Below are 14,397 nucleotides of genomic sequence, written 5' to 3'. Positions count from 1 at the left end.
AGACGACGGCAGAAGGTCCTGAAGGGCCATCAAAAATTATTTGGGGTCTGGGGCCTGCGGCCCCAGCCGCCGGAGGCCGTTTGTCTTACCGCCGGAGGCCAATTTCGTAATGAATGTGGCTAATGCCCAGGCCCTAGCGGACCTTGCTCTTGCGCGCCGCATAGCGGGCGTCGCGCGCCGCCTTTTGTGCCGCCTCGCGGGCAATGGCTTCCAGCCGCGATTGCTCGGCTTTGACCACCGCTTCAGCTTCCTTGGCGATTCGAGCTTCTTCCGCCTGGCGCGCGCGCTCGGCGCGCTCGACCTTGCGCTGTTCCTCGCGCTCGGCGCGTTTTTCAGCGGCGCGGGCGCGCTCGGCGAGCTTGTCCTCGTCGGGCGGCGGCGCGCTCTTGAACTTGTCGAGTTTGGCCTTGCGGGCCTCGGCAGCCGCCTTCTGGCGGTCGGCGAAATCAGGGAGCTTGAATACCATAGGCCTTGGCCTTTAGCGCCCACGCCGCGCTGCCGCAACCGTCATCCGGCTCATCGCGCAAAGACGCTGTTGCCGCTGGCCAGCGCCGCCCCGTCATGCTTTGTGCGCGCCATGCACGTCCGGCCCATTTTCACTGCCGCGCTTCGCCTGCTGGTCGCGGCCACTCTCGCCATGCCTGCCCTGGCCCAGGCCCCCCAAGCGGCCCCCCAACCGGCCGCACCTGCCGCCGCCGCGCAGACCATGCCCCCCGCATGGGTCATCCGCGATGCCGATACCGAGATCACCCTGTTCGCCACCATCCATGCGCTGCCGGACAACCAACGCTGGCTGTCGCCGCAAGTCACCCAGCGCTTCGACACCACTGATACGCTTGTCCTCGAAACCATGGTGCCCGAGGACCGGTTCGAGCTGGCGCCGCTGATCCAGCAGCTCGGCATCGATGCGGCGCTGCCGCCGCTCGCCGCCCGCCTGTCCCCGGCCAGCGCCACCGCCGTTGCCCGCGCCGCGCAGGAAGCCGGCATCCCGCTGGTGGCGCTGGATCGGATGCAGCCCTGGCTGGCGGCGCTGACGCTCAGCGAGGCGTCGCTGACGCGGCTCGGCATCAGCGCCGCCAACGGCGTCGAGGTGGCGCTGCTGGCCCGCGCCCGCACCATCAAGCGGGATATTGTCACGCTGGAGACCCCGGCTCAGCAGATCGGCTTCTTCGCCGGCCTGCCTCAGGCCGACCAGATTGCCATGCTGGAAGCCACGGTCGCCGATACGGTCAACGCGCGCGCCGATGTCGACCGGCTGGTGGCGCTGTGGCGGGCCGGGGACGTCGACGCCATCGCTCGTGAGTTCGCCCGGGAGGCGCGCGCCTCGCCGCGCCTCTATGAGGTTCTGCTCGCCGGCCGCAACCGCCGTTGGTCGGAATGGCTGGCGGGCCAGATGGGCCGCCCCGGTCGGCAGTTCGTCGCCGTCGGCGCCGGCCATTTCGGCGGCCCCGATGGCCTGCTGGCGCTGCTCAAGGCGCGGGGCTATACCGCCGAGCGCCTCGCCCCGCCTCGGCCCGCCGCCCGTCGCCGCCGGTAGCCGCACGCTGACAGCTTGCCTTTGGCGCGCCCATCGCCTATGGCCGCCGCTTCATCGACGCCCCTGTTTCTGCATCCCTGGAGGCCTGGGGGCCCGTTGAGCAACCATTGGAGAAGCGAGCAATGAGCGATACACTGAAGCTCGCGGCCCAGCAGCGTGATCGGGCAGGCAAGGGAGCCTCCCGTTCTATCCGCCGCACGGGACGCGTGCCGGCCGTCATCTACGGCGCCGGAAGCCCTGCCACCCCCATCCATGTCGAGGAAAAGCTGCTGGTTCGCCAGCTGTCGACCGGACATTTCATGAATTCGGTCGTCGAGATCGAGATCGAGGGCGGCAAGACCATCCGCACGCTGCCGCGCGACGTGCAGTTCCACCCTGTTTCGGACCGCCCGATCCATGTCGACTTCTTCCGCCTCACCGGTGATTCGGTCATCACCGTCAACGTGCCGGTGTCGTTTATCGATGAAGAGCTGTCGCCCGGCATGAAGCGCGGTGCTGTGCTCAACATCGTTCGCCACGAAGTCGCCATCGACTGCGCCCCTTCGGCGATCCCCGACCAGATCGAGATCAGCCTCGAAGGCCTCGATGTCGGCGATTCGATCCACATCAGCGCCGTCAAGCTGCCCAAGGGCGTGGAGCCGCACATCCATGACCGCGATTTCACCATCGCCACCATGGTCGCCCCGTCGGCGCTGAAGAGCGAGCATGGCGAGGCCGAAGGCGAAGCCGCCGCAGACGCGGAAGCCTGAGCCGCGGCAGCCGCCGCCGGGATCGCCGCCATGCAGCTGCTCGTCGGCCTCGGCAACCCCGGTGCCGGCTATGCCCGCCACCGCCACAACATCGGCTTCATGGCCGTGGACCAGATTGCTCTGGTCCACGGCCTTGGCCCGTGGCGCACCGGCTTCCAGGGCCTTTATGCCGAGGGCCGTGTCGGCGCCCACAAGCTGGCGCTGCTCAAGCCCGCCACCTTCATGAACGAGAGCGGCCGCAGTGTTGCCGAAGCCATCCGCTTCTGGAAGCTCGATCCCGCCACCCAACTCACCGTCTTCTACGATGAGCTGGACCTCGATCCCTTCCGGATGAAGGTCAAGCATGGCGGCGGCGCCGCCGGCCACAACGGCATCCGCTCGATCGACAGGCACCTCGGCCCGGACTTCCGCCGCGTCCGCCTCGGTATCGGCCACCCCGGCCACAAGGACCGCGTCACGCCGTACGTGCTCGGCAATTTCGCCGCTGCCGAGCAGGAGCCGCTGGCCGATCTGCTGGACACGCTCGCCCTCAAGCTGCCCACCCTGCTGGACGGCGACGAACCCCGCTTCATGAGCGACGTCGCCCGCCTGACAGCCCCACAAGGATAGGATAATCCCATGCCCGTCACCTGCGGTATCGTCGGCCTCCCCAATGTCGGCAAGTCGACGCTGTTCAACGCGCTGACCGAGACTGCCGCCGCGGCGGCCGCCAACTATCCGTTCTGCACCATCGAACCCAATGTCGGCGCCGTGCCGGTCCCCGATCCGCGCCTCCAGCGCCTCGCCGAGATCGGCAAGTCGGCGAAGATCATCGAGACCCAGCTCGGCTTCACCGACATCGCCGGCCTCGTCCGCGGCGCCTCGAAAGGGGAGGGGCTCGGCAACCAGTTCCTCGCCAACATCCGCGAGACCGACGCCATCGTCCATGTCCTGCGCTGCTTCGAGGATGACGATGTCACCCATGTCGAGGGCCGCGTCGATCCGGTGGCCGATGCCGAGACCGTCGAGACCGAACTGATGCTCGCCGACCTCGAAAGCCTCGAAAAGCGCGTCCCCGCGCTCCAGAAAAAGGCCCAGCAGGGCGACAAGGAGGCCAAGGTCCAGGCCAGCGTCCTCGCCCAGGCGCTCGAGCTGCTCCGCCAGGGCAAGCCCGCCCGCCTCACCGACCCCAAGGACGAGGAGGAAGCCCGCGCCCTCAGGCTCGCCCAGCTGCTCACCGCCAAGCCGGTGCTCTATGTCTGCAACGTCGAGGAGGCGTCAGCCGCCACCGGCAACGCCCATAGCGCCGCCGTCGAGGCGATGGCGGCGACTGTCGGCGCCGGTGCCGTCATCGTCTCGGCGGCCATCGAGGCCGAGATCGCCACCATGCCGCCGTCCGACCGCGCCGAATATCTGGAGAGCCTCGGCCTCCACGAGACCGGCCTCGCCCGCGTCGTCCGCGCCGCCTATGAGCTGCTCGGCCTGCAGACCTTCTTCACCATCGGCCCCAAGGAAGCCCGCGCCTGGACGATCAAGCGCGGCACCCGCGCCCCGGCCGCCGCCGGCGAGATCCACGGCGACTTCGAGAAGAAGTTCATCCGCGCCGAGACCATCGGCTATGATGATTTCATCCTCCACAATGGCGAGGCCGGCGCCAAGGAGCACGGTCGCCTCCGCGCCGAAGGCAAGGAATACATCGTCAAGGACGGCGACGTCCTCCATTTCCTGACCAACGCCTGAGCCCGCCCTTACTCGGCCACGTCGATCACCAGCACCAGCCGCCGCTGCCCGGTCCCGGCGATCGGCGGCGAGCGGTGGATTACCGGCGTCTCACTCCACAGCCGGCCCTTGAACAGCGCCACATCGCCGGCCGCCAGCCGTCGAACCCGCGCGTTCGGCTCCGCATCGTCCAGCCACTCGCTGCCCGGCCCGGCATAGCTGCTGATCAGCCGCGCCGTCACATAATCGGCATGAAATTTCCGGCAGGCATCGCCGGTCACGATCTCCAGCCGCACCGACAGCCGTTCGGCGCCCATCACCCCGGCAAAATGCCCGGCGAGTGCCGCCACATCATCGCTCAGCGCCGGCAGCGCGGGCCAGCCGGCTGCCTGCATCGCCGCCACCAGCATCGGCCCCGTCTCGTTCGCCAAGCTGTCCACCCGCACCTCGCCGGTAGCGCCGACCACCAGCTTCACCGCTTCGCAGGCCGCCCGCGCCGGTAGCCGGCGCTGCCACACCGCCAGATTCACCGATGGCGCGCGGATCATCGCCAGCACCTCGGCGCGGCCCCCGGCCTGCATCGCCGCCAGTACCGGCTGCCCGAGCAGCATCACCGTCATTTCGGTCCCCTCTCTCAATGAAGTAAGGTTATACTATAACATTGTGGGTATCGCGATCGTCAAGAGGGTCTGCCGCCGCTATCCCATTGACCCTCGGCGCACCCCCCCGCTAGAGGGCAGGGCTTCCACACTGCCGTGAAAAGAGAATCCTCCTGTCGGCCCTATCGTTCCAGGACATCATCCTCACGCTCCAGTCCTATTGGAGCGCGCGTGGTTGCGTCATCCTTCAGCCCTATGACATGGAGGTCGGCGCCGGCACCTTTCACCCGGCCACCACGCTGCGCGCCCTCGGCCCGGACAGCTGGAACGCCGCCTTCGTCCAGCCCAGCCGCCGCCCGTCGGATGGCCGCTACGGCGAGAACCCCAACCGCCTCCAGCATTATTACCAATTCCAGGTCATCCTCAAGCCCAGCCCCGACGACCTCATCGATGCCTATCTCGGCAGCCTCGACGCGATCGGTATCGACCGTGCCCGCCACGATATCCGCTTCGTCGAGGATGATTGGGAGAGCCCGACGCTGGGCGCCTGGGGCCTTGGCTGGGAAGTCTGGTGCGACGGCATGGAGGTCACCCAGTTCACCTATTTCCAGCAAGTCGCCGGCTATGACTGCGCGCCGGTCGCCGGCGAGCTGACCTATGGCCTCGAGCGGCTGGCGATGTACGTCCAGGGCGTCGAGAACGTTTACGACCTTGCCTACAACAATAGCGGCGTCAGCTACGGCGATGTCTTCAAGAAGAACGAGCAACAGTTCAGCGCCTATAATTTCGAGCATGCCAACACCGACCGCCTGTTCCAGCATTTCAAGGATGTCAGCGAGGAATGCCGTGCCCTCGTCGCCGCCAACCTGCCGCTCCCGGCCTATGACCAGGCGATCAAGGCCAGCCACCTGTTCAACCTGCTCAACGCCCGCGGCGTCATCTCGGTCGCTGAACGCCAGGCCTATATCGGCCGCGTCCGCGACCTCGTCAAAGCCGTCGCCGACTGCCAGATGAGCCTTACTTCTCCTGCCGCCGCTCCTGCAGCATGAGCCACTTCCTCCTCGAAATCGGCTCGGAAGAAATCCCGGCCCGCATGCAGCCCGCCGCCGCCGCCCAGCTGGCGAAGCGGTTCACCGAGGCCTGCGCCGCCGCCGGCCTCACCCATGGCCAGGTCACTGCCGACGCCACCCCCCGCCGCCTATGGCTGCTCGCCGAAGACGTGGCCGCGTCCAGCGCCGCCACCAGCGAAGAACTGAAGGGCCCCCGCGCCGACGCACCCGCACAAGCCATCGACGGCTTCCTCAAGAAGACCGGCCTCAGCCGCGACGCCCTCGAACCCCGCGACACCCCCAAGGGCCCGATACTGTTCGCGGTCATCCACCGCGAAGGCCGCCCCGCCGCCGTCCTCCTCTCGGAGATCATCCCGCAGATCGTCACCGCCTTCGACTGGCCCAAGTCGATGCGCTGGGGCGCCCCGTCGGCCAGCACCGCATCCCCGCGCTGGGTTCGCCCGCTCACCCATCTCGTCGCCCTGCTCGGCAGCGAAATCGTTCCGGCCGAGGTCCATGGGCTCGCCACCGGCCGCACCAGCCGTGGCCACCGCATCCACGCGCCGGGCGCGCTGGAGATCAGCAGGGCCGAGACCTGGGCGTCGCAGCTCCACGGGGCGCACGTTATCGCCCGCACTGCCGACCGCCGCCGGATCATCGCCGACCGCGCCGCCGCGCTCGCCGCAGCCGCCGTCCTCACCGTTCTGCCGGACGCCGGACTGGAGGCCGAGAACGCCGGCCTCACCGAATGGCCGGTGCCGCTGCTCGGCCAGTTCGACCCGGCTTTCCTCGCCGTGCCGCCCGAGGTCATCCAGCTGACCATGCGCACCAACCAGAAATATTTCGCCTGCGCCGCCCCGGACGGCACGCTGGCCCCCGCCTTCATCTGCGTCGCCAATCTGGAGGCCACGGACGGCGGCCAGTCGATCGTGAAAGGCAACCAGCGCGTCCTCTCCGCCCGCCTATCGGACGCCAAATTTTTCTGGGACCAGGATCTCGCCACGGTAAAAGCCGGCGGCCTCGAAGCCTTCCTCCCGAAGCTCGACCAGATCGTCTTCCACGAAAAGCTCGGCACCGTTGCCGACAAGGTCGACCGCGTCGCCAAGCTAGCCCGCTGGCTGATCGAAAGCGGCGCCATCCCCGCCGCCCCAGCTGTCCCCGCCGCCCCAGCCATCCCCGCGTCCCCAGCCCTCCCCGTCGCCCCGGGCTCGACCCGGGGCCTAAGCGAAAGCCAGGCCGCCACCCTCGCCGACATGGCCGAAACCGCCGCCCGCCTCGCCAAGGCTGACCTCGTCAGCGCCACCGTCGGCGAATTCCCGGAAGTGCAGGGCCTCGCCGGCGGCTACCTCGCCCGTGTCGCCGGCCTCGATCCGCAGATCGCCAACGCCATCCGCGATCATTACAAGCCGACAGGGCAGGGAGACGACGTCCCCACCGATCCTGTCGGCATCGCCGTCGCACTCGCCGATAAGTTCGATACCATCACGGCTTTTTATTGGATCGATCAGCCGCCGACAGGCTCCAAGGATCCCTTCGCGCTGCGCCGAGCCGCGCTGGGTATCATCGCCATCATCCTCAGGAACGGGCTGCGTTTTCGGTTGGAGTCGGTTTTACTGGCCGCCGCCGGGGACGACCTGCGAAAGTTCGACGGCATTTTTTTCGGCGAGCTTGAAAAGCTTGTCGGTGCCTTTTTCGCCGACCGCCTCAAAGTCCAGCAACGCGAAGCCGGCGTCCGCCCGGACATCATCGACGCCGTCTTCGCGCTCGGCGGCGAGGACGATCTCGTCCGCCTGCTCGCCCGCGTCCACGCGCTGCAAGCCTTCATCACCACCGAGGACGGCACCAACCTTCTTGCCGGCTACAAGCGCGCCGCCAACATCCTCAAGGCCGAAGACGCCAAGGACGGCCCCCACTCCGCCGCCGCCCTCGACCCCGCGCAGCTGACGGACCCTGCCGAACAGGCCCTGGGGCACGCCCTCGACACTGCCCTGCCACGCGCCGCCAAGGCCGTGGAATCCGAGGACTTCACCGCCGCCATGGCCGCGCTCGCGGAACTTCGCGGCCCCGTTGACAGTTTCTTCACCGGTCTCATGGTGAATGCTCCCGAGCCCGCAGTCCGTAGGAACCGTCTTGCCCTGCTGGCCCGTTTCCGTGACGCCGTTCACACCGTCGCAGACTTTTCAAGGATCGAAGCATGACCCAGAATCCGTCGCGGGCCGTCTATCGTTTCGGCGGCGGCACCGCCGATGGTGCCGCGGACATGAAGAACCACCTCGGCGGCAAGGGTGCCAATCTCGCGGAAATGGCCTCGATCGGCCTGCCCGTCCCCCCGGGCCTGACCATCGCCACCCCGGTCTGCGCCGCCTATTATGATGCCGGCGGCAAGCTCCCCGAGGCCGTCAAGGCCGAGACGCTCGATGCCCTGAAGCATATCGAGGCCGTCACCGGAAAGACCTTCGGTGATGCCGCCGACCCGCTGCTCGTGTCGGTCCGCTCCGGCGCCCGCGTCTCGATGCCGGGCATGATGGACACCGTCCTCAATCTCGGCCTCAACGACGAGACCGTCCAGGGCCTCGCCGCCGCCTCCGGCAACCCGCGCTTCGCCTGGGATTCATACCGCCGCTTCATCCAGATGTTCGGCGATGTCGTCCTCGGCCTCGATCATTATCTGTTCGAGGACGCGCTGGAGATCCTCAAGGAAGACCGCGGCGTCACCCTCGATACCGAGCTCGCCGCCGAAGACCTGCAGGGCCTCGTCGACCGCTACAAGGCGATCGTCGCCCAGAACTGGGGGGATGAATTCCCGCAGGACCCGCATGAGCAGCTCTGGGCCTCGATCGGCGCCGTCTTCGGCTCCTGGAGGTCGGATCGCGCCCGCACCTATCGCCGCCTCAACGACATTCCGGAAAGCTGGGGCACCGCCGTCACCGTCCAGGCGATGGTCTTCGGCAATCGCGGCCCCACATCCGCCACCGGCGTCGCCTTCACCCGCGATCCCAGCACCGGCGAGCGCGTCACCTACGGTGAATTCCTGATCAACGCCCAGGGCGAGGATGTCGTCGCCGGCATCCGCACGCCCCAGTACCTTACCAAGGCCGCCCGCGAGCGCGCCGGCGCCCGCGCGGAGTCGATGGAAGAGGCGATGCCGCAGGTCTATGGCGAGCTGGACCGCGTCTTCAACCTGCTCGAAACCCATTACCGGGACATGCAGGACATCGAGTTCACCGTCGAGGACGGCCGGCTCTGGATGCTCCAGACCCGCGCCGGCAAGCGCACCGCCAAGGCCGCGCTCAAGATCGCCGTCGACATGGCCGAGGAAGGCCTGATCACCGAGGAGCAGGCCGTGCTCCGCGTCGAGGCCAACGCCCTCGACCAGCTGCTCCACCCGACCCTCGATCCCGCCGCCGTGCGCAACGTCATTGCCCGGGGCCTGCCCGCTTCGCCGGGCGCCGCCTCGGGCGTCATCGTCCTCGATTCGGACAGCGCCGAGGCCCGCGCCCGCCTCGGCGAGCCGGTCATCCTCGTCCGCACCGAAACCAGCCCCGAGGATATCCACGGCATGCACGCCGCCCAGGGCATCCTCACCGCGCGCGGCGGCATGACCAGCCACGCGGCGGTCGTCGCCCGCGGCATGGGCCGCCCCTGCGTCTCCGGCGCCGGCACACTGGTCATCGATCTCGCCACCCGCACCGTCCGCGTCCCCGGCCACACGCTCAACGAGGGCGACCGCATCACGCTCGACGGCGCCACCGGCGAGGTCATGCTCGGCGAGGTCGCAACCGTCGAGCCCGAGCTGGCCGGCGATTTCGCCCGGCTGATGGAATGGGCCGACAAATACCGCCGCATGAAGGTCCGCACCAACGCCGAGACCCCGGCCGACTGCAAGACCGCGCGCGGCTTCGGCGCCGAGGGCATCGGCCTGTGCCGCACCGAGCACATGTTCTTCGAGCCCAGCCGCATCACCTCGGTCCGCCGGATGATCCTCGCCGAGGACCGCGAGACCCGTGACTCGGCACTGGCCGAGCTGCTCCCCGAGCAGCGCGCCGACTTCGAGGCGATCTTCCGCGTCATGGCCGGCCTGCCCTGCACCATCCGCCTGCTCGATCCGCCGCTGCACGAGTTCCTGCCGCACGACGAGGCCGGTTATGACGATGTCGCCGCCGCCACCGGCATCGCGCCGGGCACCGTCCGCCGCCGCATCTCGGAACTCCACGAGTTCAACCCGATGCTCGGCCATCGCGGCTGCCGTCTCGGCATCACCTTCCCGGAAATCTACGCCATGCAGGCCCGCGCCCTGTTCGAGGCCGCCGTCGCCGTAGCCAAGGACACCGGGGAGGCCGTCGTCCCCGAGGTCATGGTACCGCTGGTCGGCACCGCCCGCGAGCTGGAGATCACCAAGGCGATCATCGACGCCGAGGCCGAAGCCGTGTTCGAGGAGCAGGATCATCGCCTCGGCTATCTGGTCGGCACGATGATCGAGCTGCCCCGCGCCGCGCTGCGCGCCGCCGACATTGCCACTCATGCCGAATTCTTCAGCTTCGGCACCAACGACCTGACGCAAACCACGCTCGGCATCAGCCGTGACGACGCCGCCCGCTTCCTCACCGTTTATGTCGACCAGGGCATCTACCCGCGCGATCCCTTCGTCGGCATCGACGAGGAAGGCGTCGGCGAGCTGATCAGCCTCGCTGCCGAGCGCGGCCGCAGCACCCGTGCCGACATCAAGCTCGGCATCTGCGGCGAGCATGGCGGCGACCCGGCCAGCATCGCGTTCGTCGAGACACTCGGCCTCGATTATGTCAGCTGCTCGCCCTATCGCGTCCCCATCGCCCGCCTCGCCGCCGCCCAGGCCGCGCTGAGGGCAAAAAAATAAAGCCTCTTGCCGCCGGGCAAAAGCGACGCGAAAGTGAGTTGTATGGACAACTTTGAATTTACGGTGCCGGTGCTGGTCGTCGGCGGCGGCGCCTGCGGTGCCGTGGCAGCGCTCACCGCCCATGCGTACGGCGCCGAAGTCCTGCTCGCCGAGCAGGACGCGACGCCGGCCGGCACCACCTCGATGTCGCAGGGCCTGATGTGCGCCGCCGGCACCAAAGCGCAGAAGTCACTGGGCATCGAGGACGACGCCGACACCTTTTATGCGGACATCCTTGCCAAGACCAAGGGCCAGACCGACCCGATCATCGCCCGCGCCATCGCCGACACCGCCGGCCCCTGCCTCGACTGGCTGACCGACGTCATCGGCTATCCGTTCAGCGTCGACACCGGCTTTCGTGCCGCCTATGGCCACAGCCGCCAACGCATGCACGGCTGGGACGGCCACGGCGGCGCCGACATGATCCAGCTGCTCCACCAGAAGCTCGCCGAGCGCGACATCCCCGTCCTGCTGCAAGCCCGCCTCGCCGACATCATCGCCGACGAGAGCGGCCGGGTGCAGGGCGTCGTCCTCGAACGGCCGGACGGCAGCCAGGAGCGCGTCGGCTGCGAGACGCTGATCCTCGCCAGCGGTGGCTTCGCCGCCAACCACGAGATGGTCGCCAAGAACATGCCCGAGGCCGCCAACGCCCGCCACAACGGCCATGAGGGCAATCGCGGCGACGGCATCCTGCTCGGCGCCAAACTCGGCGCCGCGCTCGGCGACATGGGCAGCTACCAAGGCTATGCGATGCTCGCCGATCCCAGCGGCATCACCGTGCCGCCCGGCGTCATCGTCGAGGGCGGCGTGCTGGTCAACAAGCACGGGGACCGCTTCGTCGACGAGACCGCCGACATCGCCGGCATGGTGCTGCCGGTCATGGCCCAGCCCGACGGCCAGGCCTGGGTGCTCTACGACGCCGTGATCGAGGAAAAGACTGCCTACACCCTCGAAGTCCAGGCGATGCGCGAGTACGGCGCCATCCGCAAGGCCGACAATATCGAGGCGCTGGCCGAGATCATCGGCGCGCCCCCCACATCAGAATTGGCGTCAGCGCTGGCCGCCACCCTCGACGCCGCCCGCGCCGCCGCCGAATCCGGCCAGCCGGACGCCTTCGGCCGCGTCTGGGGCAATGACCGCCCGCCGCAATGGCCGCTCCATGTCACCAAGGTCGGCGGCGCCATCTACCACACCCAGGGCGGCCTGCAGATCGACGGCCAGGCCCGCGTCCTCCGCCCGGACGGTACCGCGCTGCCCAATCTCTTCGCCGGCGGCGGCGCCGCCCGCGGCGTCTCCGGCCCCAGCTATTGGGGCTATCTCCCCGCCATGGGCCTCGGCTCCGCGATCACCCTCGGCCATATCGCCGGCAAGACCGCGGCCGCCCTTGTAAAATCCTAAACCACAACTTCCGCTGCGCCTGAAAGCTTCCCGCTTCGCTCAGGAGTCGGAATCATAGCGGACTTGCCCATCGTTCTGAACATGAATGAACAGCCGCGGCCGTTCCCGCTTCAGCGCCCTGTTAAGCGCCAGTATCCAGCCGACGATCGTCCATCCCAGAAAAAAATTAAGCGCCGCGATCGACCACGCATCGGGACGCCCCCGCTGAAATGCCACGACGGTCGGAGCAATATAGGCAATAAAGAATACCACGATTACCGCGATCAACATCGATTAGTGCCTCTACGTGCCAAAGGAGCCAGAATAATCTGTTTCTTGTTCGACCAAGTTTTTAGGTCATCCGATTACATCGGAAGTATAAATTAATGCCCGTCAGGCGGACTCTATCATAGTTTTATGACAAAATTTAATCTATCGAGCGCGTTACGGGGTTCGTAGCGAAGAAATAGGGCGCTCGTTTGAAACGCAAGCTTCATGCTGCGTTGATGGCATAGCCATGAAAAGCGTGATCACCGCAAAGCCCCTCGAAACGAGAGTGCTTATGCCCGAGCACTCCCTGTCAACCTCTGGTTAGTTATACTCACTGCGTTAATCAAGTACGTATAACTACTTTTTATGCGCGCTCACGGAACAATTTGCGTTTTGCGCCAACGCCTCATCGCCGGCGTCGCCGGGCGTCAGAACCGTCTCCGCCGATGCCAGGGCATCGGAGGCACCGCCTGCCCTTTCGATCTGACCAATCGCCTTGACTAGCCGCGTCTCCAGCATTGGTTCGTCACGCCGGACATCGAACCATCCGGCCGCTGGAGCGGTGTGATCCATGCACTAGGAAGCCGGGCAACCGCCGCTCGCCCGCATATCCCCTTGCGTGGATGCAGTCCCAGCCGCGTGAGTCCCTCACGTCAGCGCTTCGCGGGACCCAAGCCTCAGCAGGGCGCGCCGCCGCCGCCGCAGCGCGTCGGGCAGCCAACTGGCCGGCAGTACAAGCCCGATCAGCAACGCAATCAGGGCCGTCGCCGGCAGCACGATCAGCAGCGCCAGAATCTGGCTGCCGTTGGCCAGTGGCACCAGCACGAATTCGCCGAGCGCCAGCATGCCGCCGCCGATTGCCAGGCCGGGCGCCATCGCGCCAAGCAGCGGCAGGCGCCCCCCGGTCAATCGGCGCTCGCCGGCGCGGGCGGGCAGCAGCAGCGCCAGGTAAAGCGCGCCGCAGACCAGCCCGGCCACCGCGCGCATGCCATAGGGCGCTGCCAGGAACACCCCGCCGCCGATCACGCCACACATCAGGATATGGCGCAGGATCATGTTGGGCATCGATCCGGCCACCGCGGCCAGCCCGTCGAAGAAATTGAGCGCAATCCGCGCCGGCAGCCCGATCATCAGGATGCCGAGCACCGGCGCCGCCGCCAGCCATTGCGAACCGAGCAGTAGCATCACGATCGGCTCGCGCAGCACCGCGCAGACGGCGGCGATCCCGGCCACGGCAATGGTGATCAGCCGCAGCATGATCACCGCTTGCGCCGTCACCTGGCCATCGCGGTTACGCACGGTGATCAGCGCCTGCCGGGTCGGCCCGTCGAGCGCCGAAAAGGGCTCCTTCAATTGGATGTTGATATTATAGGCCCTTGTATACAGCCCCGCCGCCGCCGGCCCCAGCGTCGCCGCGACGGCGATGGTATCGATCGACGACCAGAACCAGGCGAGTATCCGCGATCCCGCGCCATAAGCCCCCACCGGCCCCACGGCGGCAAACGAAAACCGCCGCGGCCAGCGCAGGCCGATCCGCGTTTGGTGCGCCACGAACAGCGCGGTCAGCAGCATCGAGATATTCTGGGCGATGATGATGCTCCACAACCCCCAGCCCAACGCCGCCAGGATTACCGCCAGCGTCATGTACACCGTCACCGACCCCAGGGACGCCATCGCGGCGCTCCGGAACCGGTGCTGGCGGCGCAGCAGCGCGCTGCCGGTGACGAAGAACACCTGCAGCAGGATGATCGGGATGATGCCGCGCAGGGCAGGGGCCAGATGCTCGAACTGCATCGCCGTCTCGATGGCCGGCGCCGCCACGTATAGCGCGCCCGCCAGCGGCGCCAGGAAGAGCAGCGCCGTCCAGATCATGCTCTGCACATCGTCGCGGGTCAGGTCATCGCGGCGCACCGTCGGCACATCGATCGCCCCCTCGAGGATCACCAGCGACAGCACAGTCACCGTTGCCGTCAGCGCCACCACGCCGAAGTCGGACGGCGTCAGCAGCCGGGCCAACACGATCATGCCGAGGATCGTCACCATGGTCCGGAGCAGCCGCGCACCGATCATCCAGCTGCCGCCACGCGCGACGATGCCCGCCGCACTGCGCGAGGTGCCGCGCCCGATGGCATCAGTCTCAATGGAGGTTTCGGCGGTCATCGGGCCGGCGGTAGCATCGGCGCATTACGAACCGATAAATGCCTGC

At 67.7% G+C, this 14,397-nt stretch carries 13 protein-coding genes; 8 read left to right on the top strand and 5 right to left on the bottom strand.

Going from position 1 to position 14,397, the window contains the following annotated elements:
* Nucleotides 1–133 precede the first annotated feature (133 nt).
* Nucleotides 134–466 carry a DUF6481 family protein gene (locus ACTIFJ_RS05935; RefSeq protein WP_439533175.1) on the bottom strand — a complete coding sequence of 111 codons (333 nt, stop codon included), beginning with the start codon at nt 464–466 and terminating at the stop codon, nt 134–136.
* A 111-nt stretch (nt 467–577) separates the two neighbouring features.
* On the opposite strand from ACTIFJ_RS05935, the gene ACTIFJ_RS05930 reads away from it, so the two are divergent.
* From ACTIFJ_RS05930 to ychF, 4 genes are all read left to right on the top strand, one after another.
* The gene (locus ACTIFJ_RS05930; RefSeq protein ID WP_439533174.1) at nt 578–1,537 is read left to right on the top strand and encodes a TraB/GumN family protein; all 960 of its coding nucleotides are present in this window, start codon (nt 578–580) and stop codon (nt 1,535–1,537) included.
* Between the two features lie 122 nt (nt 1,538–1,659).
* The gene (locus ACTIFJ_RS05925) at nt 1,660–2,286 is read left to right on the top strand and encodes a 50S ribosomal protein L25/general stress protein Ctc (RefSeq protein WP_439533173.1); all 627 of its coding nucleotides are present in this window, start codon (nt 1,660–1,662) and stop codon (nt 2,284–2,286) included.
* Between the two features lie 30 nt (nt 2,287–2,316).
* A complete protein-coding gene (gene pth, locus ACTIFJ_RS05920) occupies nt 2,317–2,895 on the top strand; it encodes an aminoacyl-tRNA hydrolase (protein WP_439533172.1) in 579 nt (192 codons plus the stop codon).
* Nucleotides 2,896–2,904: 9 nt separating this feature from the next.
* Entirely contained in the window at nt 2,905–4,005 is a 1,101-nt protein-coding gene (ychF, locus tag ACTIFJ_RS05915; RefSeq protein ID WP_439533171.1) for a redox-regulated ATPase YchF, read from the top strand.
* Nucleotides 4,006–4,013: 8 nt separating this feature from the next.
* Here ychF and ACTIFJ_RS05910 read toward each other — a convergent pair whose 3' ends face one another.
* On the bottom strand, nt 4,014–4,604 hold the full coding sequence (locus ACTIFJ_RS05910; protein WP_439533170.1) for a DUF1826 domain-containing protein: 591 nt from the start codon (nt 4,602–4,604) through the stop codon (nt 4,014–4,016).
* Nucleotides 4,605–4,750: 146 nt separating this feature from the next.
* Between ACTIFJ_RS05910 and ACTIFJ_RS05905 the strand changes: the two genes are divergently transcribed.
* From ACTIFJ_RS05905 to ACTIFJ_RS05890, 4 genes are read left to right on the top strand one after another with little or no spacing between them, the layout of a single operon-like run.
* Nucleotides 4,751–5,632, top strand: a complete 882-nt coding sequence (locus ACTIFJ_RS05905) for a glycine--tRNA ligase subunit alpha (RefSeq protein ID WP_439533177.1) — start codon at nt 4,751–4,753, stop codon at nt 5,630–5,632.
* Nucleotides 5,629–7,830: a glycine--tRNA ligase subunit beta gene (gene glyS / locus ACTIFJ_RS05900; RefSeq protein WP_439533169.1), complete on the top strand. Its 2,202-nt coding sequence runs from the start codon at nt 5,629–5,631 to the stop codon at nt 7,828–7,830. Before ACTIFJ_RS05905 ends, glyS begins: the two co-directional genes overlap by 4 nt.
* Nucleotides 7,827–10,505 (top strand): pyruvate, phosphate dikinase, encoded by a 2,679-nt coding sequence (ppdK, locus tag ACTIFJ_RS05895; protein ID WP_439533168.1) that lies wholly within the window; start codon nt 7,827–7,829, stop codon nt 10,503–10,505. Before glyS ends, ppdK begins: the two co-directional genes overlap by 4 nt.
* 42 nt (nt 10,506–10,547) lie before the next feature.
* Nucleotides 10,548–11,942, top strand: a complete 1,395-nt coding sequence (locus ACTIFJ_RS05890) for an FAD-dependent oxidoreductase (RefSeq protein ID WP_439533167.1) — start codon at nt 10,548–10,550, stop codon at nt 11,940–11,942.
* 39 nt (nt 11,943–11,981) lie between these two features.
* Here the strand turns inward: ACTIFJ_RS05890 and ACTIFJ_RS05885 are convergent, their stop codons facing one another.
* The 3 genes from ACTIFJ_RS05885 to ACTIFJ_RS05875 all read right to left on the bottom strand — a co-directional run bounded on the left by ACTIFJ_RS05885 (nt 11,982) and on the right by ACTIFJ_RS05875 (nt 14,351).
* Nucleotides 11,982–12,212 carry a superinfection immunity protein gene (locus ACTIFJ_RS05885; protein WP_439533166.1) on the bottom strand — a complete coding sequence of 77 codons (231 nt, stop codon included), beginning with the start codon at nt 12,210–12,212 and terminating at the stop codon, nt 11,982–11,984.
* A gap of 336 nt (nt 12,213–12,548) precedes the next feature.
* Complete coding sequence (locus ACTIFJ_RS05880) at nt 12,549–12,764, bottom strand: hypothetical protein (protein ID WP_439533165.1); 216 nt, start codon at nt 12,762–12,764, stop codon at nt 12,549–12,551.
* A 75-nt stretch (nt 12,765–12,839) separates the two neighbouring features.
* On the bottom strand, nt 12,840–14,351 hold the full coding sequence (locus ACTIFJ_RS05875) for an oligosaccharide flippase family protein (protein WP_439533164.1): 1,512 nt from the start codon (nt 14,349–14,351) through the stop codon (nt 12,840–12,842).
* Between the last annotated feature and the right edge of the window lie 46 nt (nt 14,352–14,397).

The organism is Polymorphobacter sp. (assembly GCF_051860865.1).
In the GTDB taxonomy this organism is placed as follows: Bacteria; Pseudomonadota; Alphaproteobacteria; order Sphingomonadales; family Sphingomonadaceae; genus Sandarakinorhabdus.
The sequence above is the reverse complement of the archived record's forward strand: the minus strand, read 5'-3'. Positions and strand labels throughout refer to the sequence as shown.